At 52.1% G+C, this 22757-nt stretch carries 22 protein-coding genes; 14 read left to right on the top strand and 8 right to left on the bottom strand.

The annotated features are described in order from the left end of the window. The first annotated feature begins 95 nt into the window (after nt 1–95). From ttrS to ydhT, 9 genes are all read left to right on the top strand, one after another. On the top strand, nt 96–1829 hold the full coding sequence (gene ttrS, locus HV302_RS13725; protein ID WP_326928776.1) for a tetrathionate respiration histidine kinase TtrS: 1734 nt from the start codon (nt 96–98) through the stop codon (nt 1827–1829). Further along, nucleotides 1804–2388, top strand: a complete 585-nt coding sequence (gene ttrR, locus HV302_RS13720) for a tetrathionate respiration response regulator TtrR (RefSeq protein WP_016156376.1) — start codon at nt 1804–1806, stop codon at nt 2386–2388. Before ttrS ends, ttrR begins: the two co-directional genes overlap by 26 nt. 92 nt (nt 2389–2480) lie before the next feature. Then, nucleotides 2481–2690 (top strand): fumarate hydratase FumD, encoded by a 210-nt coding sequence (gene fumD / locus HV302_RS13715; protein ID WP_003029345.1) that lies wholly within the window; start codon nt 2481–2483, stop codon nt 2688–2690. A gap of 482 nt (nt 2691–3172) precedes the next feature. After that, nucleotides 3173–3799, top strand: coding sequence for a ferredoxin-like protein (locus HV302_RS13710; protein ID WP_016152920.1), 627 nt, complete (start codon nt 3173–3175; stop codon nt 3797–3799). 118 nt (nt 3800–3917) lie between these two features. Further along, entirely contained in the window at nt 3918–6020 is a 2103-nt protein-coding gene (locus HV302_RS13705; RefSeq protein WP_046274686.1) for an aldehyde ferredoxin oxidoreductase, read from the top strand. Between the two features lie 10 nt (nt 6021–6030). Further along, nucleotides 6031–6696 carry a YdhW family putative oxidoreductase system protein gene (locus tag HV302_RS13700; protein ID WP_151222723.1) on the top strand — a complete coding sequence of 222 codons (666 nt, stop codon included), beginning with the start codon at nt 6031–6033 and terminating at the stop codon, nt 6694–6696. A gap of 64 nt (nt 6697–6760) precedes the next feature. Further along, nucleotides 6761–7429 carry a 4Fe-4S dicluster domain-containing protein gene (locus HV302_RS13695; protein ID WP_016152923.1) on the top strand — a complete coding sequence of 223 codons (669 nt, stop codon included), beginning with the start codon at nt 6761–6763 and terminating at the stop codon, nt 7427–7429. Beyond that, complete coding sequence (gene phsC / locus HV302_RS13690) at nt 7426–8211, top strand: thiosulfate reductase cytochrome B subunit (RefSeq protein ID WP_049040486.1); 786 nt, start codon at nt 7426–7428, stop codon at nt 8209–8211. Before HV302_RS13695 ends, phsC begins: the two co-directional genes overlap by 4 nt. A gap of 3 nt (nt 8212–8214) precedes the next feature. Then, nucleotides 8215–9027: a protein YdhT gene (gene ydhT, locus HV302_RS13685; protein WP_016152925.1), complete on the top strand. Its 813-nt coding sequence runs from the start codon at nt 8215–8217 to the stop codon at nt 9025–9027. 9 nt (nt 9028–9036) lie between these two features. On the opposite strand, the gene HV302_RS13680 is transcribed toward ydhT, so the two are convergent. The 5 genes from HV302_RS13680 to HV302_RS13660 all read right to left on the bottom strand — a co-directional run bounded on the left by HV302_RS13680 (nt 9037) and on the right by HV302_RS13660 (nt 12487). Next, entirely contained in the window at nt 9037–9714 is a 678-nt protein-coding gene (locus HV302_RS13680; RefSeq protein ID WP_019076692.1) for an amino acid ABC transporter permease, read from the bottom strand. After that, nucleotides 9704–10489, bottom strand: coding sequence for an amino acid ABC transporter permease (locus tag HV302_RS13675; protein WP_137352089.1), 786 nt, complete (start codon nt 10487–10489; stop codon nt 9704–9706). The genes HV302_RS13680 and HV302_RS13675 overlap by 11 nt, the downstream gene beginning before the upstream one ends. Beyond that, on the bottom strand, nt 10489–11307 hold the full coding sequence (locus HV302_RS13670; protein WP_181625964.1) for an amino acid ABC transporter ATP-binding protein: 819 nt from the start codon (nt 11305–11307) through the stop codon (nt 10489–10491). Before HV302_RS13670 ends, HV302_RS13675 begins: the two co-directional genes overlap by 1 nt. A gap of 1 nt (nt 11308) precedes the next feature. Continuing rightward, the gene (locus HV302_RS13665) at nt 11309–12142 is read right to left on the bottom strand and encodes an ABC transporter substrate-binding protein (RefSeq protein WP_016156383.1); all 834 of its coding nucleotides are present in this window, start codon (nt 12140–12142) and stop codon (nt 11309–11311) included. Between the two features lie 204 nt (nt 12143–12346). Next, entirely contained in the window at nt 12347–12487 is a 141-nt protein-coding gene (locus HV302_RS13660) for a hypothetical protein (RefSeq protein ID WP_016152930.1), read from the bottom strand. A 331-nt stretch (nt 12488–12818) separates the two neighbouring features. Between HV302_RS13660 and HV302_RS13655 the strand changes: the two genes are divergently transcribed. Next, nucleotides 12819–14300, top strand: a complete 1482-nt coding sequence (locus HV302_RS13655) for an APC family permease (RefSeq protein ID WP_016152931.1) — start codon at nt 12819–12821, stop codon at nt 14298–14300. A 21-nt stretch (nt 14301–14321) separates the two neighbouring features. Here HV302_RS13655 and HV302_RS13650 read toward each other — a convergent pair whose 3' ends face one another. Both HV302_RS13650 and HV302_RS13645 read right to left on the bottom strand, forming a co-directional pair. Then, nucleotides 14322–15020 carry a cache domain-containing protein gene (locus HV302_RS13650; RefSeq protein WP_016152932.1) on the bottom strand — a complete coding sequence of 233 codons (699 nt, stop codon included), beginning with the start codon at nt 15018–15020 and terminating at the stop codon, nt 14322–14324. Nucleotides 15021–15044: 24 nt separating this feature from the next. Next, entirely contained in the window at nt 15045–15770 is a 726-nt protein-coding gene (locus tag HV302_RS13645; protein WP_016156385.1) for a FadR/GntR family transcriptional regulator, read from the bottom strand. Nucleotides 15771–16085: 315 nt separating this feature from the next. Here HV302_RS13645 and HV302_RS13640 point away from each other — a divergent pair, with 315 nt between their 5' ends. From HV302_RS13640 to HV302_RS13625, 4 genes are all read left to right on the top strand, one after another. Further along, nucleotides 16086–17513: a gamma-aminobutyraldehyde dehydrogenase gene (locus HV302_RS13640; protein WP_181625963.1), complete on the top strand. Its 1428-nt coding sequence runs from the start codon at nt 16086–16088 to the stop codon at nt 17511–17513. A gap of 11 nt (nt 17514–17524) precedes the next feature. Next, complete coding sequence (locus HV302_RS13635; protein WP_016152935.1) at nt 17525–17998, top strand: ester cyclase; 474 nt, start codon at nt 17525–17527, stop codon at nt 17996–17998. Nucleotides 17999–18086: 88 nt separating this feature from the next. Next, nucleotides 18087–19979: an NAD(P)/FAD-dependent oxidoreductase gene (locus HV302_RS13630; protein ID WP_016156387.1), complete on the top strand. Its 1893-nt coding sequence runs from the start codon at nt 18087–18089 to the stop codon at nt 19977–19979. 3 nt (nt 19980–19982) lie between these two features. After that, nucleotides 19983–21191, top strand: coding sequence for a c-type cytochrome (locus HV302_RS13625; protein WP_181625962.1), 1209 nt, complete (start codon nt 19983–19985; stop codon nt 21189–21191). A 47-nt stretch (nt 21192–21238) separates the two neighbouring features. On the opposite strand, the gene pdxR is transcribed toward HV302_RS13625, so the two are convergent. Next, entirely contained in the window at nt 21239–22714 is a 1476-nt protein-coding gene (gene pdxR, locus HV302_RS13620; protein ID WP_181625961.1) for a MocR-like pyridoxine biosynthesis transcription factor PdxR, read from the bottom strand. Nucleotides 22715–22757 lie beyond the last annotated feature (43 nt).

The raw sequence follows: 22757 nt of genomic DNA, 5'->3' as shown, positions 1-22757 counted from the left end.
CCGGCTTGTTGTTGATCTAAAACAACATAATTGACAGGGATAATTGAGTGGGACGCAACGTAGCAAAATGTCTGACGGTGCTGGTGTCGCTATGGATGCTAAGCGGTGTGGTCAGGGCTCAGACATGGAACATTGGCGTTTTGGCGATGCGTGGGGAGGTCTCCACACGTAATCACTGGCAGCCGCTGGAAACCCTGTTGAATCAGCAAATTCCCGGCGAACAGTTTCATATTCAACCGCTGGACCTGCGGCAGATGCAGGAGGCGGTGAATCGTGGAACGGTACAATTTGTGGTCACTAATCCGGCGCAATTTGTTCAACTAAACAGCCGCGCTGCGCTACGCTGGCTGGCGTCACTCCGTTCTACTCGCGGGGGGAAAGCCACCAGTAATGTGATTGGCAGCGCGATCCTCGTCAGGCGCGATAGCGGGATAACCTCCGCACACGATCTGATCGGCAAAACGGTGGGTGCCATTGATGCTCAGGCATTTGGCGGCTATTTGCTGGGATATAAAGCGCTCAGCGATGCCGGGCTGCGCCCGGAGCGCGATTTGCGCCTGACGTTTACCGGATTTCCCGCCGATGCCTTACTCTATTTATTACGCGAAAAAGCCGTGCAGGCGGTGATTGTGCCGGTGTGCCTGTTGGAAAAAATGGACGAAGAAGGGCTTATTCGTAAAACAGATTTTACGGCGGTGCTTAACCATCCTACGTCGATTCCCTGTTTAACCAGTACGCCGCTCTATCCTGACTGGTCATTTGCGGCACTGCCTGCGGTAAGCGACGAGCTGGCCGATCGCGTCACGCGGGCTCTGTTCAATGCGCCGCAGAACGCGACGTTTCGCTGGGGGGCGCCCGCCTCGACCCGCGAAGTGGAAGCGTTGCTGCGCGATGTCCGCCAGCATCCGCAGCAGCGCCAGTTGTGGCTGGATGTCAAAAGCTGGTTTATTCAACATCGGCTGGCGATGGGGGCCGCGGCTCTCGTACTGTTGTTGCTGACGCTCAATTACATCTGGGTGATGCTGCTGGTCCGCCGACGCGGCAGGCAATTGGAGCGAAACAACGTATTGTTGCGCAAACAGGAACAGGAGCTGGAAACCGCTCGCCAAATGAGCGTGCTTGGCGAGATGACGTCGGGTTTTGCCCACGAGCTCAATCAGCCGCTATCGGCTATCCGTCATTATGCGCAGGGCTGTCTGATCCGCCTGCGTAGTCAGGATCAACAGCATCCGCTGCTGCCCGCGCTGGAGCACATTGATACCCAGGCGCAGCGGGGGGCTGATACGCTGCACAATCTTCGCCAGTGGGTCAGCCAGGCACAGGGCAATCCGGTGATGACCGATGACTGGCAGGTCGTCAACGTTCACGATGCTATCCATCACGTCTGGCAATTATTACGCATGCCACAGCAATTCCCGGCGGTAGCGCTGCAAACGCAGATCGGTAAGGCGTTAACATTAACGTTGCCAAGTGTTCTCTTCGAACAGGTACTGGCTAATGTGGTTCTCAACGCCGCCCAGGCGGGGGCAACCACCGTGTGGTTTAGCGCTCAGCGTGAGGATGGTGATGTGAGTATTCAGGTGCAGGATAACGCCGGAGGTATTGATGAGGTGCAGCTGTACCAGGCTTTTCAGCCGTTTATGACCACCCGTAAAGAGGGCATGGGGCTGGGGCTAGCCATTTGCCAGCGGCTGGTGCGCTACGCAAACGGAGACATTGAGATCAAAAATCATCTGGCTCCAGATGAAAAAGCGGGCGTGGTGGTGACATTACATTTTAAGCAAAATCCGGAGGGAGGCCGTCGTGGCAATCATTCATCTGCTGGATGACGATATTGCCGTCACCCAGGCTTGCGCGTTTTTACTGGAAAGTCTGGGATATGAGGTGTGTTGCTGGGAGCAAGGCGAAACATTCCTCACCGAGGCAAATCTGCACCAGGTGGGCGTACTTTTGCTGGATATGCGTATGCCTGTACTGGATGGGCATGCTGTGCATGAAGCCATGCGCCAGCGTGAGAGTACGCTGGCGGTGGTATTTCTCACCGGGCATGGCGATGTGCCGATGGCGGTTGAACAAATGAAACGCGGTGCGGTCGATTTTTTGCAAAAGCCGGTTTCCGCCGCGCCTCTGCAAGCGGCGTTAGAGCATGCAGTGCAGATTTCTCACGCCGCCTTTTCGCGACAAGAGATCGTGGTTTGCTATCAGCAGCTTACGCCAAAGGAGCGAGAGCTGGCGCAACTGGTAGCAAAAGGGTTAATGAATCGGGAAATTGCTGATGCCATGAATATTGCCGTGCGCACGGTTGAGGTTCATCGGGCGCGGGTGATGGAAAAAATGCAGGCGGGGAGTCTTGCTGAACTGGTTAATCGACTGCAGAGGATTCAGTAAATTTATGACATTTATTTGATTTTCATTGAATTTTGTCTAATCCGTCAGACTGATATATGCTGTTGGTTTGAGTTAATGACGAGCGGGAAAAAATGGGAAATCAGACCAAAGACGATGAGTTGTACCGTGAAATGTGCAGAGTAGTCGGTAAAGTAGTGCTGGAAATGCGCGATCTGGGACAAGAGCCTAAGCATATCGTCATTGCGGGAGTACTGAGAACCACCCTCGCCAACCAGCGCGTGAAGCGCAGCGAGTTAGAAAAACAGGCTATTGAGACCGTCATTAAAGCATTAGCCGGTTAATCCACAAAAAGAGGATGGTGGTCTCGTTCGCCGTCCTTTTATTCTCGTCACGTTAATTTATCAATATATATAATTTAGTGCTGAAATTAGAGGAGTAATCTTCGCTGTATATTAAGTTATATTCCGAGTGAGATATTAAAATATATATGCGAGTAGAGTCACAAATATTTGCAAAGCATGTGAAATATTATTTCAACTTATCTTAATGATAATAAATCTCACTCCACATTTATTATTTCCCTTCCGTTTTTTAATTGATGACGATCAAAACTATGAGCGCTGAATAACCACATTATCTTTATGCCTAACCCTAAAGGATTAGATTCATTCAGTTTAACCACCGTCATTTTACGCGATCAGGTTAGGGCAAAAATTTACGTGTTGTTGGCAACATTAACCGCCCGAAATGGCTTGAGTTGCACGGGTTTAATTTAGCCTGGAGGTGTTGCTAACACAGCGTTTGCGAAGAGGATGCGAAATAAATGAATCAGGTTGATCGTCCATTTTTAGATTGTGGTTTAACGCGGCTTGAATTTCTGCGGATATCAGGAAAAGGTTTGGCGGGATTAACCATCGCCCCTGCACTGTTATCACTATTTGGCTGTAAGCAGGAAGATATCGACAGCGGTACCGTGGGGCTTATCAATACGCCGAAAGGGGTGCTGGTGACCCAGCGAGCGCGCTGTACTGGCTGCCACCGCTGTGAAATTTCCTGTACCAATTATAACGATGGTGCCGTGGGGACTTTCTTTTCCCGTATAAAAATCCATCGCAACTTCTTCTTTGGCGATGATGGCGTCGGGTCCGGTGGCGGACTTTATGGCGATTTAAACTATACCGCTGATACCTGCCGTCAGTGCAAAGATCCGCAATGCATGAAGGTCTGCCCCATTGGCGCTATTACCTGGAAACAGGAAGACGGCTGTATTGCGGTGGATCATAAACGTTGTATTGGCTGCAGCGCTTGTACCACCGCCTGCCCGTGGATGATGGCGACCGTGAATACCGAAACAAAAAAATCCTCAAAATGTGTGTTATGTGGGGAGTGCGCCAATGCTTGTCCGACTGGGGCATTAAAAATTATCGAGTGGAAAGATATTACTGTTTGATAGATAGCAGGCATACCTGATACGCGTCATTAATTGCCAAAAATATCGCAGTTTTGCAAAAAAACTGCCTGAAGGATGGCGGGTATATCTATTAAACCTTCTTGCAAAGGAAAACATGATGGCTAATGGTTGGACAGGTAATATTTTACGGGTCAATCTCACCACGGGGAATATCACCCTTGAAGATTCCAGTAAATTTAAAAAATTTGTCGGCGGGATGGGCTTTGGTTATAAAATTATGTACGACGAAGTCCCGCCAGGCACCATGCCTTTCGATGAAGGGAATAAACTGGTTTTCGCCACCGGGCCATTAACTGGCTCTGGTGCCCCTTGTAGCTCCCGCGTCAATATCACCTCCTTATCGACTTTTACCAAAGGCAATTTAGTGGTGGATGCTCATATGGGCGGCTTCTTTGCTGCGCAAATGAAATTCGCCGGTTACGACGCCATTATTATCGAAGGCAAGTCCGCGACGCCTGTCTGGATCAACATTAAAGACGAAAAGGTCAGCATCGAAAAAGCCGATTTCCTGTGGGGTAAGGGAACGCGCGCCACAACCGAAGAGATTTGCCGCATTACCAGCCCGGAAACCTGCGTCGCCGCTATTGGTCAGGCGGGTGAAAATCTGGTGCCGCTCTCCTGCATGATCAACAGTCGCAACCACAGCGGAGGCGCCGGTACTGGCGCGGTAATGGGGTCGAAAAACCTGAAGGCTATTGCGGTAGAAGGGACCAAAGGGGTCAATATTGCCGATCGTAAAGAGATGAAGCGGCTCAATGATTACATGATGACCGAGCTCATCGGTGCCAACAACAACCACGTTGTGCCAAGCACCCCGCAGGCCTGGGCAGAATACTCTTCGCCAAACTCGCGCTGGACGGCCCGTAAGGGACTGTTCTGGGGCGCGGCAGAAGGGGGACCAATCGAAACCGGGGAAATCCCGCCGGGTAACCAGAATACCGTGGGTTTCCGTACCTATAAATCCGTGTTCGATCTGGGGCCAGCCGCTGAGAAATACACGGTCAAAATGAGCGGCTGCCATTCATGCCCCATTCGCTGTATGTCGCAGCTCAATGTCCCGCGGGTGAAAGATTTTGGCGTGCCAAGTACCGGCGGTAACACCTGCGTGGCAAACTTTGTCCACACCACCATTTTCCCCAATGGCCCGAAAGATTTCGACGATAAAGACGATGGGCGCGTGGTGGGAAATCTGATTGGTCTGAACCTGTTTGACGATTATGGCATCTGGTGTAACTACGGGCAGTTGCATCGTGATTTTACTTACTGCTATTCGAAAGGCGTCTTTAAGCGCGTACTGCCAGCTGAAGAGTATGCGGAGATCCGCTGGGATCAGCTGGAAGCGGGCGATCCTCATTTTATTAAGGATTTTTACTACCGGTTGGCGCATCGCGTGGGGGAACTCAGCCATCTTGCGGACGGATCGTATGCCATTGCTGAACGCTGGGATTTGGGCGAAGAGTACTGGGGTTATGCCAAAAATAAACTGTGGTCGCCGTTTGGTTTTCCTGTCCACCATGCAAACGAGGCCTCTGCACAGGTGGGGGCGATCACCAACTGTATGTTTAACCGTGACTGTATGGCGCACACCCATATCAACTTCATCGGTTCCGGTTTACCGCTGAAATTACAGCGCGAAGTGGCGGGCGAGCTATTTGGTTCGCAGGATGCATACGACGAAACCAAAAACTACACCCCGATCAATGCCGCCAAGATCAAATATGCCAAATGGACGCTGCTGAAAGTCTGCCTGCATAACGCGGTTACGCTGTGCAACTGGGTGTGGCCGATGACGGTTTCACCACTCAAGAGCCGTAACTATCGCGGAGATTTGGATCTGGAAGCAAAATTCTTCCAGGCGGTCACCGGCGATGAAACCACGCAGGAGAGTCTGGACCTGGCCGCTGAACGCATCTTTACCCTGCACCGTGCCTATACGGTCAAATTGATGCAAACCAAAGATATGCGCAATGAGCACGATCTCATCTGCTCCTGGGTGTTTGATAAAGATCCGAAGATCCCGGTCTTCACTGAAGGGACCGACAAGATGGACCGGGAAGATATGCGTCAGTCGCTGACGATGTTCTATCAGGAAATGGGCTGGGATCCAGAGCTGGGTTGCCCAACGCGTGAAACCCTGAACCGACTCGGACTTGAAGATGTAGCCGCTGATTTGGCTGCACAAGATCTGTTGCCGGCGTAAGGAATGCGAGATGACTAACGTGAGCGACGTTCTGACCCCCGTTGAGGCGTTTCCTGACGAAGTGGATAGCCGAAAGAGACAGTGGCTGCAGGCGTTTCACCCGCCTGTAGAACAGATGAATGCGCCCCAGGTTCATGAACCTGCCAGCCCGGAGTCGATTGTGGCAGATTTTATCCGCCAGCATTCAGCATCGGGGCAACTGGTGGCGCGCAGTGTCTTTTTGCTGCCGCCTTATTCGGTTCCTGAAACCGATCTTTCCGCGCTGCTGGATGTGCTGGGCCAGGACGCGAATGGTGCGGATATCACCTGTGTGCAGGGTGCGGAAGAAGCATATTTCTATTCGACGCAAACCATGACGGCAAATTACGCCGACATGTGTGTGCAGGTGGTGGAAAACGACATCTGCCGTGCGATTGCCGAGGCGGTACGCTTCGACTGTCGAACGTATCCTCGCCCTTATAAGGTCGCCATGTTGACGCAACCGCCGTATCGCTTTGAGTCTCAACAGATTGCCGCTGCGCTCACGGCTATGGAAACGCATCCTGATTATGCAGATATACGGACTGTGGAATCGTCAAATGCGGAGCCTTATTTGTTCAGCGAACGTTTTATGAGTTATGGCAAAGCGTACGGCCTGTGCGAATGGCTTGAGGTTGAGCAGTATCAGAACCCCTGAATTATTCAGGTTGATGTCATGGAACGTGTGGACGACCACTGTCACAGTATTAGAGGATAACCCGATGTCCTTCACCCGACGAAAATTTGTCATTGGCATGGGGACGGTGATTTTTTTCACTGGCCCAGGTCAAAATCTGTTAGCGAGTACCAGGAGTTCTAAAGACGTACATTACGTCATGATTCACGATGAATCACTGTGTAACGGATGTAATATCTGCGCCCGCGCATGCAGGAAAACCAACCATGTTCCTGCGCAGGGTAGCCGTTTGTCTATAGCTCATATTCCGGTTTCGGACAACGACAACGAAACGCTGTATCACTACTTCCGTCAGTCCTGCCAGCACTGTGATGATGCCCCCTGTATTGAGGTGTGTCCGACTGGCGCCTCATGGCGAGATGACAACGGCATTGTGCGGGTAGACACGTCTTCCTGTATCGGCTGCAGTTACTGTATTGGCGCGTGTCCTTATCAGGTGCGTTATCTCAACCCGCAGACCAAAGTGGCGGATAAATGCGACTTCTGCGCTGAATCACGTCTGGCGAAAGGTTTCCCGCCGATCTGTGTTAATGCCTGCCCGGAACATGCGCTGATTTTTGGTCGCGAAGATAGCCCGGAAATACAGACCTGGTTGAGAGAAAATAAGTATTACGAGCATCAACTTGCAGGCGCCGGGAAACCCCATCTGTATCGTCGGTTCGGTCAACATTTGATTAAAAAGGAAAATGTATGAACGCGTCGCAGAATGCCGAACAGTTTCACGCCCAGCTTGCGCAGTTTGTTCCCCTGTTTTCACCGGACTACTGGCCTGTGTGGTTGGTCATCGCCGGGTTAATGCTGGTGGGGATGTGGCTGGTGCTGGCGCTACACGCCATGCTGCGCTTTCGGGCCGCGCATAAAGCGTCGGCAGGGCACGGTGAGAAAGTCTATTTATACTCGAAGGCCGTTCGTTTGTGGCACTGGTCGAATGCGCTGCTATTTCTGCTACTTCTGGTCAGTGGCCTGGTCAATCACTTCTCCGTCGTCAGTGCGTCGGTGATGAAAAGCCTGCTTACCGTGCATGAGGTCTGCGGCTTTTTGTTGCTCGCCTGCTGGATTGGCTTTGTCCTGATCAATCTGATTGGCGGCAACGGGCATCACTATATTATTCAACGTCAGGGCTGGATCGGACGAGCGCAAAGACAAACGCGTTTTTACCTGTTTGGCATTATGCAGGGCGAGTCACACCCATTCCCGGCATCAAAGCGTTCTAAATTCAACCCGCTACAGCAGGCGGCCTATGTTGGCGTGATGTATGGCTTACTGCCACTGCTGCTGATCTCAGGGTTGTTATCGCTCTATCCGACGGTTGTCGGTGACCTGTTCCCCGGCGTGCGTTACTGGTTGCTCCAGGCGCACTTCGCGCTGGCAATAATCAGTCTGTTTTTCATTTTTGGGCATCTTTATCTCTGCACGACAGGTCGTACGCCGGGCGAAACCTTCAAGTGTATGGTGGATGGCTATCACCGGCATTAAGCGATGATGATTACGCGAAGTGACTTACGGGCCTGGCGCGTTGGGCCCGTAATGTATCGCTGGTTTCTACGCGCGTTTCCAACTGGCGGAAGCTATGCTGATGTCCATCGTGCGCTCCAGCGGGAAGGGTATACAGACTGGGCAAATAGCCTGGTGGAATACGGCTGGTCAAAATGGCGGGAAGAGGCGAGTTTTGCCCAGCAGGATATTCGCGCGATGGGGAATATTTCCCGTGTGCAAACGGCGGGGGAAATCAGCCGTCCGCTGGCGAGTGCGGAAGATAACGCCCGATTCAGTTGTGCAGGCGATAACGTTAAAATCACCAGCGCCGGGTATGCCGCACAGATCGCCAGCGCAGGTTACAGCGCACGTATTGGTAGCGTAGGCTATAACGCGCATATCGGCAGTTCAGGCGATCGCGGGCGAATTGCGGTTGCGGGAAATTCGGCACGTATCAGTAGCGTGGGTGACGGGACGCGTATCGCCAGTACCGGCATGCGCGTACGCATCAGTTCGCTCGGCGACAGAAACCGGATTGCCTGCGGTGGTGATTTAACTCAGTTGGCCTGTTTTGGCGCAGAGTCTAAAATCGCCAACTGCGCCGACAACATCCACATTATTGCCAGCGGAGAGAACGCCGTTGTTGCCAGTACCGGTGTTGTCGATTCGATAATACTCGGCCCCGGCGGCTGCGCGGCGCTGGCCTATCACGATGGCGAGAGAATGCGTTTTGCGCTTGCCGTTGAGGGGGAAAATAACATTCGGGCGGGCGTGAAATATCGGCTCAACGAAGACCACCAGTTTGTGGAATGTTGAGCCGTGATCTCATTTTAACGCGAAGCGGCGTTGGGTGATTTTCTCCAGGCTCAGGCACAGCAGGTAATAGACCAGTCCCGTAAAAATAAAAATGGCTGCCGGATAGATTTGTACCCGGCTGTTAACCTGACCCGCAACCGTTGTGAGTTCCGGCACGTTAACGATAAACGCCAACGACGTGTCCTTCAGTAATCCAATAAAAATCCCCGTCAGCGATGGCAGTACGTTACGCAGCACCTGCGGCAATAAGATAAGCCACAGGGCCTGATACGGGCGAAAACCCTGAACCACGGCAGCATCATATTGCCCGCCAGGCAGCGCGCTAATTCCTGCATACACTGAGTGCATGACCGAGGCAGCGGTGAACCATGCCAGCGCCAGCGTCACGGTAACGGCTCCGGGGAGATCGCTTCCGGTCAGCATGGGTAGCAAATACCACATCCAGAAAATCACAAAGATTAGCGGAATGCCGCGAATAAACTCCGCCCAGATAAACAACCCGTTGCGAACCGTGCCCGGAAAACGCCAGGCGCAGCAGGCAAGAACTATCCCACCAGGCAAGGCCAGCAGCGCCGCGCCGAGAGCCATCAACAACGTGAGCAGAACGCCGCCGGGTTGTCCATCCGCCACCCGTCCCCACAGGAGATAATCAAGATTGTCGGTAATGACCGAAATATTAGCGATCATGCAGTATGCTCCTGACGCTGAAGATACGCGTTTTAACCCTGGACGATTTACCCGATGCCGGCCGTGGGCCAAGACGCGTAAGCAGCATACCCAGAACGATGCCGGTGAACAGATAGAGCGCAGTGCCAACAGCAAAGGCTTCCAGCGCGTGCGCGTTGTAGCTCTCAATTTGCCGCACCTGGTAGGTTAGCTCAGCAAATCCAATACCACTGGCAAGCGAGGAAAGTTTCATCAGGTTAAGGTATTGCCCAACAATGGGTTGCCAGGCGTTCGCCAGTCCCTGAGGGAGCAGAATGTGACGAAACGTCGCCCAGGATGAAAAACCCTGCGCCACGGCAGCCTCACGTTGTCCGGCAGAAACCGCCTGTAAACCAGAGGCGATCTCCTCGACCAAAAATGCCGAGGTAAATACGCCCAGCCCCCATGCTGAACAGATAAACTCTGGTGTTAACCACCAGACATCGCCTGGCAGAATAGACCAGGGATGCTCTGCATTGATGAAGGTAATGACGTTGCGGGGCAGCCAGTTCCATGCGGCAAAATACCAGAACATCAGTTGCACCAGTAAAGGCGTGTTGCGAAACACCGAAACCCATACACTGACCACCGCTTTGTTGAAGCGATTGCCCGTCAGACGCAAGCCGAGTAGGAAGATGGCAATGAGCGTGGCGAGTACGATACCTGCCAGTGTCACCCAGAGCGTGGTGAGAAAACCGGAAATTATCCATTGCAGAGGTTGCCCGCTCAGCACTCCCTGCCAGTCCATTGCAAGCATTATAGCGATGACTCCTGGTGTAACGGGTCGAGCACTTTTTTCAGGAAACGCTGGGTTCTCGGGTGCTGTGGCCGGGTGAAAAAATCCTCCGGCGCGGCCACTTCAAGAATTTCTCCGCCATCGATGAATACCACGCGATCGGCAATCTCACGGGCAAAATGCATTTCATGGGTCACGACGATCATGGTGATACCGCTGTGGGCCAGGTTTTTCATCACCTGTAATACTTCGCCGATCATTTCCGGATCCAGCGCGGAGGTGGGTTCATCAAACAGAAGGATTTGTGGCGATGAGGCCAGCGCGCGGGCGATGGCCACGCGCTGTTGCTGCCCACCGGACAACTGTGCGGCATAAACGCTCGCTTTTTCTGCCAGTCCCACCTGATCCAGCAATTCGAGTGCCCGACGCGCGGCTGCCGACTTGTTCCAGCCGTGAACATATTCCAGTGCCAGCGAGATGTTCTGATGCGCTGTCAGATGCGAATAGAGATTGAATTGCTGAAAAACGAAACCGATACGGCTGCGTAACTGGCGTAATGCTGCCCCGCGCAACTGACTAATTGGTTTGTCATCAATGAAAATCTCGCCACCGCTGAGCGACTCAAGCTGATTGATAAGGCGTATAAGCGTGGATTTTCCCGAGCCAGAAGGGCCCAGAATAGTTACCACTTCACCGGGTTCAACTGACAGGCTGACGCCGTTAAGTACGGTGTGAGTGTCAAACTGTTTGATGACATTGCGCAGTTCGACGCTTGCCTGGCGCAAATGGTTAAAATCCGCCGCGGAAACTGCACAACGATGAAACAGGGCTGAGAGCATATTACTTCGCTTCTATTTTAAAGGCGCGGGGTTGCGGATTTTTGGTTTCAGGGCCAAACCAGACATCATAAATTTTTGCCGCCTGCCCGGTAGATTCCAGCCTCAAAAGCTCATCATTGACGGCTTTTAACAGCGCTGGCTCACCTTTTTTCACTCCCACGCCAATCTCTTCTTTGCTCAACAGGTCAGGCAGAATTTTGAAATCTGCTTTATCCGGCGCACCGCTTAATAGACCGGCCAGAATCGTACTGTCTTGGGTGATGGCCTGAACATTGCCATTGCGTAGCGCGGTTAACGCCAGTGGAATATCGTCGTAGGCCAGCACACGTGACTGCGGGAAGCGCTGATGTAGCGCCTGCTCACCGGTAGTGCCTTTCACCGCACCGATTCGCGCTTTGCTGTATGCATCGAGCTGGTCCGGGGATTTGGCCGGTACCAGGAACTGCTGCCCGGTAACAAAATAGGGGACGGAGAAGTCAATGACCTGCGCCCGCTCAGGCGTAATCGTGATATCCGCCACGATTAAATCGGCTTTACCGGATTGTAATAATGGAATGCGGTTTGCCGGATTAGTCGCCACCAGTTCCAGTTTTACGCCGAGGGATTTTGCCAGCGCTTCAGCAAAATCAACGTCATAGCCGACAATCTTATGCGTTTTGGCATCGATGGAGCCAAACGGCGGATTCGCGTCGAATGTCGCAACTTTTACTACACCTGCGGCTTTGATATCGGCCAGTTGGTCAGCCTGAGCCTGCGAGGCGGCAATGCCGGTGGCCAGCAGCACGCCGAGTGCCAGCAGTGTTTTTTTAGCGCGGTAAGTTTTCGTTGCCATCATGATGTAAATCCCTGTCGTTTTTGGTTTGTGCTTTTTACGCTCCCATAACTTACGTTCAGGACAAAATAAGAAAAAATTCTTATCTATTTACAAAATGTTATTAGTGAAAGCGGTGTTAACAATGGGTAAACGCAATGGGAAATGTAGATAAGAGGAGGGGCATAGTCTGGCGGTAAAAAAACCGGCATTGCGCCGGTTTGGAAATCAGATTTTACAGGCGTCGCCGCAGTCATTATCAGCAATAATGTCCTGCGCTTTCTTGTCTGCATCTTCCAGACGTTCAGCATTACGCTCTTGCGCTTCTTCCAGTCCATCAAAGACCAGATTATCGAGATCAATTTCCATCATTCACCTGCTCAGGTTCAGCGTTTAACATCACATTATTATATTGCAAAAATGTTGCTTAACAGCAGCGATTCTTGCTACTTAGCGTTGAACTCAATTCGGGGTGCCTGTTTACCCGCCAGTTGACCAACAATTCGCAATTGCTAAAGAACCGTGAAGCGGAAATACCGAAAAATACTTGTGCCCTCGACTGTTCTACTTCCACTTTTTCATTAACGTGATGCGCGATCATTTTTAACAAATTAGCGACAAAATTACTATACATATAACTTAATATCTTTTATACATTAATTGTTCAACCCTGCGACTATTCCACAAAAGAGAAAGCTATATGGAACAGACACCTGATAAGAAAAACGATAATTTTCAAAAAGATGGCAAAGAACAGTTCAATCGCTCGATCGGTCTTATTTCAAATTTTGCGTTGGGTTTTACTTACCTTTCGCCGCTTACCGCCGTCTATTCGCTGTTTGCACTGGCCGTAACGCTGGCGGGGCCGCCCGCAGTCTGGTGGATTTTAATCGTCGCATGTGGACAACTTTTGGTGGCGTTGGTGTTTGGTGAGGTGGCTTCCCAGTATCCGATAACCGGCGGGCTTTATCCGTGGGCCAGAAGGTTATGGGGCAAGAAATATGCGTGGATCGCTGCCTGGATTTACCTGTGGGCACTGGTGGTCACCATTACGTCAATCGCGGAATATACTTCAACATTTGTTGAGTCGCTCTTCCACTATGGTCAGACGCCAGCCACTATGTTGGCGACTTCCGTCCTGCTGCTGCTTTTGATGATGGCTGTTAATATGTCCGGGACTAAAAATCTGGCCCGGGTCGCAAAAATTGGCTTCTGGTGTGAAATCGTTAGCGTGATTGCGCTGGGAATTTATCTGCTGATATTCCACCGTTCGCAGCCATTCTCCGTAATTTTTGATTCGATGGGCGTGCTGGCGCATGACGGCAGCTATTCCACCGCATTTATGTCTGCCGCGCTGATGGGGCTGTTTATGTTCTTTGGCTTTGAGGCCTGCGGTAACGTTGCGGAAGAGGTACAGAATCCAAGTAAAAAGATCCCGGTTGCGATGATTTTGAGCATCGTATTTGGTGCGATTTCGGCGATTATTTCCGTCATGGGATACCTCCTGGCTTCACCAAATCTGGTCAGTATCGTGAATGGCAAAACGTCTGACCCGATTCCGGCCATCCTTAATGAAGCTCTTGGTGAAACTGGTGCAACTATCTTTATCATCGTCGCGATTGTGGCGATGCTGTCGTGCATTTTGTCTCTGCAGGCTGCGTTAAGCCGTCTTATCTTTTCTTTCTCCCGCGACAGAATGCTGCCGGGAAGTGAGTGGATGTCAAAGATCTCTAAAAATGGTGTTCCGGATAATGCGATGGTTGTTAGCTGTCTGCTGCCAGTCATCATCTGCGTTTGGGTCTATTTCCAGCCAGACAATCTGTCGCGTATTACCGCGTTTGCCGTCATCGGTATTTATATCTCGTTCCAGATGGTTGTGCTTGCCGCACTGCGCCAGCGCCTGAAAGGCTGGAAACCGGCCGGGGAGTGGACCATTGGCGGTTGGGGCGTGATTGTGAACGTGCTGGCGCTAGCCTATGGATTGTGTGGGATCTGGTTGTTGGCGCAACCGGCAGACAGCAGCGATTTCATCGACCGTTGGACGGTACTGTTCGGCCTGGCGATTGTCGTTGGCTCCGGGCTTATCTATATGTTCCTGACCCGACCGTTTGGTCGCTCTGCGGCACCGGAAAACGACGCCATTGCCTACGCTAACAAGCTGAATATGGGGCAGGATAACTAAACACTAAGGGCCTTCGGGCCCTTAGTTTTGATAGTGATAAAGGATAAAGTAGTCGCTCTGATAAACAACGGTACTGTTTGCGGGAGAGAGTAATTCACCCACGCGAAAACGTGGCCAGCTGGAAAAGATAATTCTGTTTTCCAGATTGGTCAGAATGACATAGTCAGGATGAGCGCAGGAGAGCAGTTCGGCCTCTATCTGACTGACCAGCAGATCGACGGCGGCAACGCCAAGAAACTGATCGTTGTAGTAGATCGGTACTGCCGAGGTCAGGGTGTAGGAAATATTGCAGATATAGTCGACGTAGGGACCGTGGATATAGGCTTTTCCTGCCGGAGGTGAGTGCTTAAACCACTCGAAGGTTCTGAAATCCAGACGTTGCTGGGTGGCCTGATCTAAATCGAGGTGCGCCTGACTCAAACCATTATCTTTCTTATACCACCATTCCAGCAGCCAATACTCTTTTGTGGTTGCAGTGCTCTCAATATGGCTGGCGAACCCGGCCCCTGAACAGTAATGATTGTTACTGAGGGTGCGCTTGATGTGTTGCTGAACTGTAGATCTCACCGATGGATCGAGGACAACTTCTGCTGAGGCCTTTTGCACCCCGGAAATCGCCTCATGGATGCTCCTCGCCAGCGCAACGGTAGAATCTACGGTAGAGGCGGTAATATCATCAATCTTACGAATTAATGCGCTTAAGGATGTCGAAGAGCTCATTGTCTGTCCTGCCTTCACTGATTGTCAGTTCGAGTTATATTTCAGCTTTTTTTCAATAAGGTAATAGGTAAACGTGTCGATGATCCGTGTGGCAAGCTGCACGGATTCTGCCTCGTTGTGAGCTGCCAGCGCATCGGCCAGTGCCGAGTAAAGCGCAATAATTTCGGCATGAATGTTGTCTGCGCGATAAAGTATCGCCACCAGCGATGCCCATTCAGCCTGGACCTGCAGCTCCTGATTGGCCAGTCGCGCCGAATGTGAACTGGCAGCTATCGCCAGTAGACAGCGCATATCGGCCTGGGTCATCAGCTCTGGTGAGTTTGCCTTGCTGAGCACCTCAACAAACTCGCGAAATTTGGCGATATCCGCGCCGGTCATCCGTCTGGAAGCCAGCCTTGCGCTATGGCTGATAATGGCGCAATGCATTTCACCCAGGTCAGAAAGATAATCCGTACTGATCGCTTTGAACGGATGCAGGGCGCTGTTTTTGCCATCAATATTTTCGCAAACGAAGCTCCCGCCATTACGACCACGAACCGTATGGATAAGATTATTAGCCCGAAGCGTGTTTAGCGCTTCTCTGATAGTGATATGTGAGACACCCATCATCTTTGCCAAATCAGTTTCGTTGGGGAGCTGTTCTTTTGGCTCCAGCAACCCCGTGATAATGGCGTTTGACAGGCGCTGCACTATCTGGTCTGAACGACTGACCTGCCCGATAGGCGCAAATATGACCGCGTGAGTAATCATAATCTTTTCTGCACTCAATTCCCTGAAACAACGACCATTTTTAACACATGCCCGTCAGGCAAGGAAGGTAAGAATGGCCGAGTTATTTTACATGCCTATGCGCAACGTCACTGCACAAGCGGATGTGTGTCCCGATAACTTCATGATGAGCTGAGCATAAAGCCTCGTCTCACGATGAAAAGCCTTATCCCGAAAATGTAAAAATTAAGTTAAAAATGCGAGGCTTATCATAGTGTCAATGTTGCGCATTTGAAAATCTTTTACAATATATATATTACATAAGTTTCTTTATGTATTAACGGGCAGGAGACAGACATGAAAACCCTGAAGCATTTTATCAATGGGCAATACGTAGCAGGTCGTAGCGAAGATACCTTCGAACTGGTGAGTCCGGTCGACGGCGAAACGTATGCATTATCACCCAACGCCAATGCGGAAGAGGTGGAGCAGGCCTACTCGGCGGCGGAGGCGGCGTTTAGCATCTGGCGAAAATCGACGCCGGCACAGCGGCAAAAGGCGTTATTGCAACTGGCAGATGAGATTGAACGAAACGTTGAGCGGCTGGTGAACGCGCAGAGTCAGGAGACCGGTCAGCTTCGCCATTTTATTGAGAAGGAAGAGATCGCGGCATCCTGCGATGCCATCCGCTTTTTTGCCGGTGCGGCGCGCTGTCTTGAAGGGAAAGCGGCAGGGGAATATTCCGCCGGGTTTACCTCGACTATCCGCCGTGAACCGCTGGGTATCGTTGGACAAGTCACGCCATGGAACTACCCGTTCATGATGGCGGTATGGAAGATTGCGCCAGCGCTGGCGGCAGGCAATACGGTCGTATTAAAACCCAGCGACACCACGCCGGTCAGCACGCTGCTGTTAGCTGAACTGGCCGCGCCGTTGTTCCCAAGAGGGGCGTTTAACGTCGTATTAGGTAAAGCCAGCACCGGTTCGCTGGTGGTTTCAAACCCGAAGGCCTCACTGGTTTCGATTACCGGTTCGGTCCGCGCGGGTCTACAGGTTGCGGCTTCGGCAGCGGCGAACCTGACCAAGGCGCATCTGGAATTGGGCGGGAAAGCGCCTGCGGTGGTGTTTGCTGATGCAGATATGGACAAGGCGATCGCGACGATCACCACGGCAGGCTTCTTCAATGCCGGCCAGGATTGCACGGCGGCTACGCGTATTCTGGTCGAACAATCCATCTACGCTGAATTCCTGGAAAAGCTGGTTCAGAAAACGAAGAGTATTAAATTTGGACCGCCAGCGGATCAGGCTGCGCTATATGGCGCATTGAACAGTAAAAACCAACTGGAGCAGGTGAAAGGCTTTATTGCGCGTTTACCGGCACATGCAAAAATTGAAACGGGTGGGCGTGCCGGGCCGGGTCCGGGCTTCTATTTTGAGCCGACGATCGTCTCCGGATTGCATCAACATGACGAAGCTATTCAGCATGAAGTTTTTGGACCGGTAATGACTATTCAGTCGTTTTCGACTGATGAAGAGGGTCTACACAAAGCGAATGATGTGGAATATGGTCTGGCCGCCAGCGTCTGGACCAGTAACCATGGGCGCGCACAGCGCTTCAGCATTGACCTCGATTTTGGCACCGTGTGGATTAACAATCACATTCCTCTGTGCGCCGAAATGCCGCACGGCGGGTTCAAAAAATCGGGTTATGGCAAAGATCTCTCATCCTATTCGCTCGAAGAATATACCCGGGTGAAACATATCATGTGTGACATTTCTGAATAGAGAGGATGTCGATGAAAACATTAAACATAGCGGTGCTTTCATTCGTGATGTTCTCGGGCTATAGCCTGGCAGAAAGCACATCGCTGAATACCGTTAAAGAGTACATGGCAGCCTGGAATGCACACGATGCTTCGCGAGCCGCGCAATATCTTGCTGATGACGCAGTCTATTATGATGCCGCCGCTGGCGAACCGATAAATGGCAGAGAAAAAGCTGAAAAAGAGGTTATCGGTGCCTTTATTAAGGCGGTGCCAGATCTGAGCTGGAAAATGGTCGGCAAACCCGTTTACGACGAAGATACCGTGGCGTTTCGTTGGGAATTTTCAGGCAAAAATAGTGGTGAATGGGCAGGGAGTCCGCCGACAAATAATCCGATAAAATTTGAAGGTGTCAGCTATATTCATGTTAAAGCAGGTAAAATCACCTGGCAGGGTGATTATTATGATTCTAAAAAACTGGATGAAGAGTTAAAGCCAGGGAAATAGTCGGCTGTACCCCTTTATTACTATGAAGGGGGACATCTCTTATTTGTGTCGTATTTAGGGCAGTGTGTAGCAATAAGGAAAAAAGTTAATGGCAATTACCAGACGTGATTTTCTCAACGGCGTCGCGGTGACTATTGCGGCGGGGCTTACCCCGCTGGAATGGGTCAGGGCGGCAGGAAAGGGAAACGCATTTATAGATGGAAATTATTATCCGCCAGGGCTGACGGGGCTGCGGGGTAATCATCCTGGATCGTTTGAAATGGCGCATGCAGTAGGCCGCGAGCATAAGCATTTTGATTTAAACGCTCTGCCCGTTGAGGAAGAGTACGATCTGGTGATTGTGGGCGGCGGTATTAGCGGGCTGGCTGCCGGTTGTTTCTGGCGCCAGCTTGCCGGTCAAAATAGCCGGATCCTGATCCTCGATAACCATGACGATTTTGGCGGGCACGCCAAACGTAACGAATTTACGAGCTCAGGTAAGAAATTACTCGGCTATGGCGGCAGCGAAGCATTCCAGTCGCCCGCGCACAATTTCAGCCCTGAGGTGCAAAAACTGATGGAAACCGTGGGCGTCAGCGTCACGCGGTTAAAAGAGAGTTTTGACGTAAACTTCTACCCCGACTGGCAGCTCAGTCGTGGCGTTTTTTTCGACAAAAAGAATTTTGGCGAGACAAAAATCGTCAGCGGCGATCCGGGGCGCGCGGTATCTGATGATATCCCGCCGAACAGGCTCAATGGCCGTAAAATTGAAGACTTTATCAATGATTTTCCGCTAAGTGAGCATGACCGAAAGGCGTTGATCGACCTGCACGTCCATCCTGGCGACTATCTTCCGGGCATGACGGTCGATGAGAAAATGGAATGGCTGGATACCCACAGCTACAGTGAATTTTTGGCCACAAAAGTTGGTTTGAGCAAAATGGCGCTGCTCTATTTTCAGCAGCGTTCTAATGACTTCTTTGCCATCGGCATTGAAGGCATTTCCTGTAGCGATGCCAGGGCGTGCGCATTACCCGGCATGGAGGCGCTGGGAATACCGCCGTTGGACGGCGAGTCGCTGGCCGACCTCGAAGAGCCGTATGTTTACCATTTCCCTGACGGTAACGCCGGGCTGGCCCGACTGTTAGTCAGGTATATGCTGCCGGATGCGCTACCGGGTAACACGATGGAAGACTCCGTCCTTGCCAGACTGCATTATGAAAAGCTGGATCTGCCGGAAAACACCACGCGCTTGCGTCTGAATAGCACGGTGATTAATGCGGCCAACACAAAGGATGGCGTGGTGGTGACCTATCTGCGTGACGGCAAAATGCATCGCGTGCGCGGTAAAAACACCATCATGGCGGGCTATAACATGATGATCCCGTATCTGGTGCCTGAGATGCCGGAACAGCAGCAGGCGGATCTCAAACTGAACGTGAAGGCACCGCTGGTGTACACCAACGTGGTGGTCAAAAACTGGCAGGCGTTCAAACAGCTTGGCGTGCATGAATTTTACTCTCCGGCGGCACCATACAGCCGGATTAAGCTCGACTATCCGGTCAGCATCGGCGGGTATCAACACCCGGCCTCACCGGACGATCCGATGGTCATTCACATGGTCTATGTGCCTACTTATCCGGGCAGTAATTTGTCGGCCAGAGAACAGTTCCGTCTGGGGCGAGCGTATTTACTGGGGACCACATTTGCGACGCATGAGGAGATGATTCGCTCCCAGTTGCAGGAAATGTTTGGCTCAACGGGCTTTGATAATCAACGCGATATCTCCGCCATTACGGTTAACCGCTGGGCGCATGGCTATGCGTATTACGCCAACGCGTTGTTCGATGATATGGATAAAATGCCAGAAATTATCGAGCGGGCGCGTCAGCCAGTTGGTCGCATTGCCATCGCTAATTCCGATTCTGACTGGGGCGCTTATGCCCATACGGCCATCGACCAGGCATGGCGTGCGGTTAATGAACTCAAGGATATGGGGTGATCTATGCGTAACGTAACCGTTCTTGCCGCCTGTTTGTTTACCGCCTCTGTGAGTGCAGCGGAATCTAATGGCGAATATATCGCCCGTATCTCTGACTGTGTGGCCTGTCATACCACCGAAGGGGGGGCGGCGATGGCGGGTGGCAAAAAGTTTCCTACTCCGGTAGGGGATATTTATTCGACCAACATTACCCCAGACAAAACCCAGGGTATTGGTAATTACTCATACGAGGATTTTGACAAGGCCGTACGTCAGGGAATTGCCAAAGATGGTCATCCGCTCTATCCGGCCATGCCTTATCCCTCTTACGCGAAACTTTCTGATGACGATGTACAGGCGTTGTATCGCTATTTTATGCATGATGTCACCCCCTCTGCGCAGCCCAATAAAGAGAATGCCATTCCGTGGCTACTCTCCGCCCGCTGGCCGCTGCATATCTGGAACTGGCTGTTTACCGACGCGCCAGCGACGACTGTAGAGCGTGCGAAAACGGATGACAACGCTGCGTTAGTAAAACGGGGCGCTTATCTGGTGGAAGGTCCCGGGCACTGCGGTTCTTGCCATACCCCGAGAGGCATGGCGATGAACGAAAAAGCGTATACCAATGTTGATGCCGAGTACCTGAGCGGCGCGATGATCGACGGCTGGTATGCGCCTTCGCTGCGCGGCACGGGAATGTCTGAGCAGGAATTAAAATCGCTGTTGCTGACCGGTAAAAGCAAGCATGCCGCGGTTTCAGGTTCTATGGCTGAAGTCGTTACGCAGAGTACACAGTACCTGACCGATGACGATGCCACGGCGATCGCGCAATATCTGCTGAGCCTGAAAAGCGTGAAGCCTGAAACGGTGCGCGCAGCGGCAACTACGGTGTCCTGGTCGAATTCACCCGAGGCGGGCAAAGTGACCTATAACCGCTACTGCTCAACCTGTCACGGTCTGGAGGGGAAAGGTACGGATGATAACGCACCTTCTTTGATCAACAACCCGCTGGTGATGGTTGATGACCCGACGCCGCTGTTCAGAGTGATTGCCCACGGCGCAGAAACACCGACAACGCGTGGCAGCGTCTCCTTTAAGATGCCGGCTTACGGTGGCATGTTAAGCGACAACGAAATGCGCGACGTGATTAATTACGTGCGTAAAAGTTGGGGAGAAGGGAATGGCGATGTAAGCCAGGAGGACCTGGCAGGGATTAAAAAAGCGTCACATTAAACAGCATGTCGGATGGACAAGGTGCTTGCAGCGCCATCCGGCAGTGCTTAAACGGCGTTTACTCTGATAATACCCACCAGTCGGGTAAACGCCGCCGCCATTTCATGCTCTGCAATACTGGCAAATCCCAGCAGCAGGCCGCTGCGTTTCTCTTCATTCACGTAATAGCGAGACAGCGGGCGCACCAGCAGCCCTTGCGCATTCGCCTGTTGGGCAATGACAACGTCATCGCTCCCGACGGGCAACTGTAGAATCATGTGCAGCCCGGCGTTGCTGCTGAAGGAGCCAAGATACTGCTCGCCCAACTGGCGGCTGATAAGCTCCACCAACGTCTGGCGGCGACGACTGTACAACTGGCGCATTTTACGAATGTGCGCCGCGTAGTAACCCTCGCGGATAAACTCCGCCAGCGCTGCCTGAATCAACAAATGTCCACCACGATAGAGGTCGTTATGAACCTTCTTCAGCGGCGCGGCGAGCGGTTTGGGCAGTACCACATACCCAAGCCGCAGTGCGGGATAGAGTGTTTTACTGAATGTCCCGATATAGATGACCGGCGTCTCTTCTTCCAGTCCCTGCAATGATGGAATTGGCTGGCCGGAAAAGCGAAATTCGCTGTCGTAGTCATCTTCCACTATCCAGCTTCGCGTTTCACGTGCGCGAAAGAGAAGTGCCCGACGGCGGTTGAGGCTCATTACCGAACCGAGCGGATATTGATGTGACGGTGTCACAAAAATCAGCTTTGGCGCAGATTCGCCAGCCTCCGGCGGCACCATACCTTGTTCATCAACTGGGATCGCCGAAAAGTTAACCGCATTGATGCGCAGAATATTTTTGATTCCCCAGTAGCCCGGCTCCTCAATCCAGGCGTTATCCCCCGGGTTGCATAGCGTCCGGGTCACCAGATCCAGCGCCTGGTGAATACCTTCAGTAATCAGAATTTGCTCCGGTGAACACCGTACCCCGCGTGCGGTGCGCAGATAGTCTGCCAGTGCTTCTTTCAGCTCAGTCACGCCGCCTGCGGCATCGTACGTGAGAAACTCCGGGCGCAACCGTCTCGCCAGCCGATCCTGAATTTTTTTGAGCACCCGGTGAGGGAAATGCTCCACATCAGGTACGCCTGGAATAAATGCGCCCCATTGACGAGGGCTGGCGCTGGCATGGCCCAGCAGCTCAAGGCAGCGGGCAGATAAGCGGGTGTGATCCTCCAGTGCGGCGGCAACGGGCTCTTTGTGGGGACGCAGGTCGAGATTGTCCAGCACGCTGTCGGTGACAAATGTGCCGCTGCTGGTGCGCGCGGAAATATAACCTTCGGCCTGCAATTGCTCGTAAACCCGTAGGACGGTATTGCGCGATAGCGTCAGTTCGCCTGCCAGGTCACGCGACGGAGGCATTCGGGTCGCCGGTTTCAGGCTACCTTCGAGGATGCAACTGCAGATGGCGGCATACAGGCGACGATGCAGCTTTTCATCGGTCTGCTGGCTAAATGCCTGCTTGATCACATCTCCGGCAAGTGAACGCATTTGGATCCTTAAAATAAAACGATTTGGCTCTCGATTAAAGTAC

The organism is Citrobacter sp. RHBSTW-00859, from assembly GCF_013729795.1.
GTDB classification, from domain to species: Bacteria; Pseudomonadota; Gammaproteobacteria; order Enterobacterales; family Enterobacteriaceae; genus Citrobacter; species Citrobacter braakii.
Note: the sequence above shows the minus strand (reverse complement) of the source record. Positions and strands in the feature narration are given on the sequence as shown.

Coding starts and splice junctions, on each gene's coding strand:
- ttrS (WP_326928776.1), top strand. CDS start 96: ATGCTAAGCGGTGTGGTCAGGGCTCAGACATGGAACATTGGCGTTTTG.
- fumD (WP_003029345.1), top strand. CDS start 2,481: ATGGGAAATCAGACCAAAGACGATGAGTTGTACCGTGAAATGTGCAGA.
- HV302_RS13710 (WP_016152920.1), top strand. CDS start 3,173: ATGAATCAGGTTGATCGTCCATTTTTAGATTGTGGTTTAACGCGGCTT.
- HV302_RS13705 (WP_046274686.1), top strand. CDS start 3,918: ATGGCTAATGGTTGGACAGGTAATATTTTACGGGTCAATCTCACCACG.
- HV302_RS13700 (WP_151222723.1), top strand. CDS start 6,031: ATGACTAACGTGAGCGACGTTCTGACCCCCGTTGAGGCGTTTCCTGAC.
- HV302_RS13695 (WP_016152923.1), top strand. CDS start 6,761: ATGTCCTTCACCCGACGAAAATTTGTCATTGGCATGGGGACGGTGATT.
- phsC (WP_049040486.1), top strand. CDS start 7,426: ATGAACGCGTCGCAGAATGCCGAACAGTTTCACGCCCAGCTTGCGCAG.
- ydhT (WP_016152925.1), top strand. CDS start 8,215: ATGATGATTACGCGAAGTGACTTACGGGCCTGGCGCGTTGGGCCCGTA.
- HV302_RS13680 (WP_019076692.1), bottom strand. CDS start 9,714: ATGATCGCTAATATTTCGGTCATTACCGACAATCTTGATTATCTCCTG.
- HV302_RS13675 (WP_137352089.1), bottom strand. CDS start 10,489: ATGCTTGCAATGGACTGGCAGGGAGTGCTGAGCGGGCAACCTCTGCAA.
- HV302_RS13670 (WP_181625964.1), bottom strand. CDS start 11,307: ATGCTCTCAGCCCTGTTTCATCGTTGTGCAGTTTCCGCGGCGGATTTT.
- HV302_RS13665 (WP_016156383.1), bottom strand. CDS start 12,142: ATGATGGCAACGAAAACTTACCGCGCTAAAAAAACACTGCTGGCACTC.
- HV302_RS13660 (WP_016152930.1), bottom strand. CDS start 12,487: ATGGAAATTGATCTCGATAATCTGGTCTTTGATGGACTGGAAGAAGCG.
- HV302_RS13655 (WP_016152931.1), top strand. CDS start 12,819: ATGGAACAGACACCTGATAAGAAAAACGATAATTTTCAAAAAGATGGC.
- HV302_RS13650 (WP_016152932.1), bottom strand. CDS start 15,020: ATGAGCTCTTCGACATCCTTAAGCGCATTAATTCGTAAGATTGATGAT.
- HV302_RS13645 (WP_016156385.1), bottom strand. CDS start 15,770: ATGATTACTCACGCGGTCATATTTGCGCCTATCGGGCAGGTCAGTCGT.
- HV302_RS13640 (WP_181625963.1), top strand. CDS start 16,086: ATGAAAACCCTGAAGCATTTTATCAATGGGCAATACGTAGCAGGTCGT.
- HV302_RS13635 (WP_016152935.1), top strand. CDS start 17,525: ATGAAAACATTAAACATAGCGGTGCTTTCATTCGTGATGTTCTCGGGC.
- HV302_RS13630 (WP_016156387.1), top strand. CDS start 18,087: ATGGCAATTACCAGACGTGATTTTCTCAACGGCGTCGCGGTGACTATT.
- HV302_RS13625 (WP_181625962.1), top strand. CDS start 19,983: ATGCGTAACGTAACCGTTCTTGCCGCCTGTTTGTTTACCGCCTCTGTG.
- pdxR (WP_181625961.1), bottom strand. CDS start 22,714: ATGCGTTCACTTGCCGGAGATGTGATCAAGCAGGCATTTAGCCAGCAG.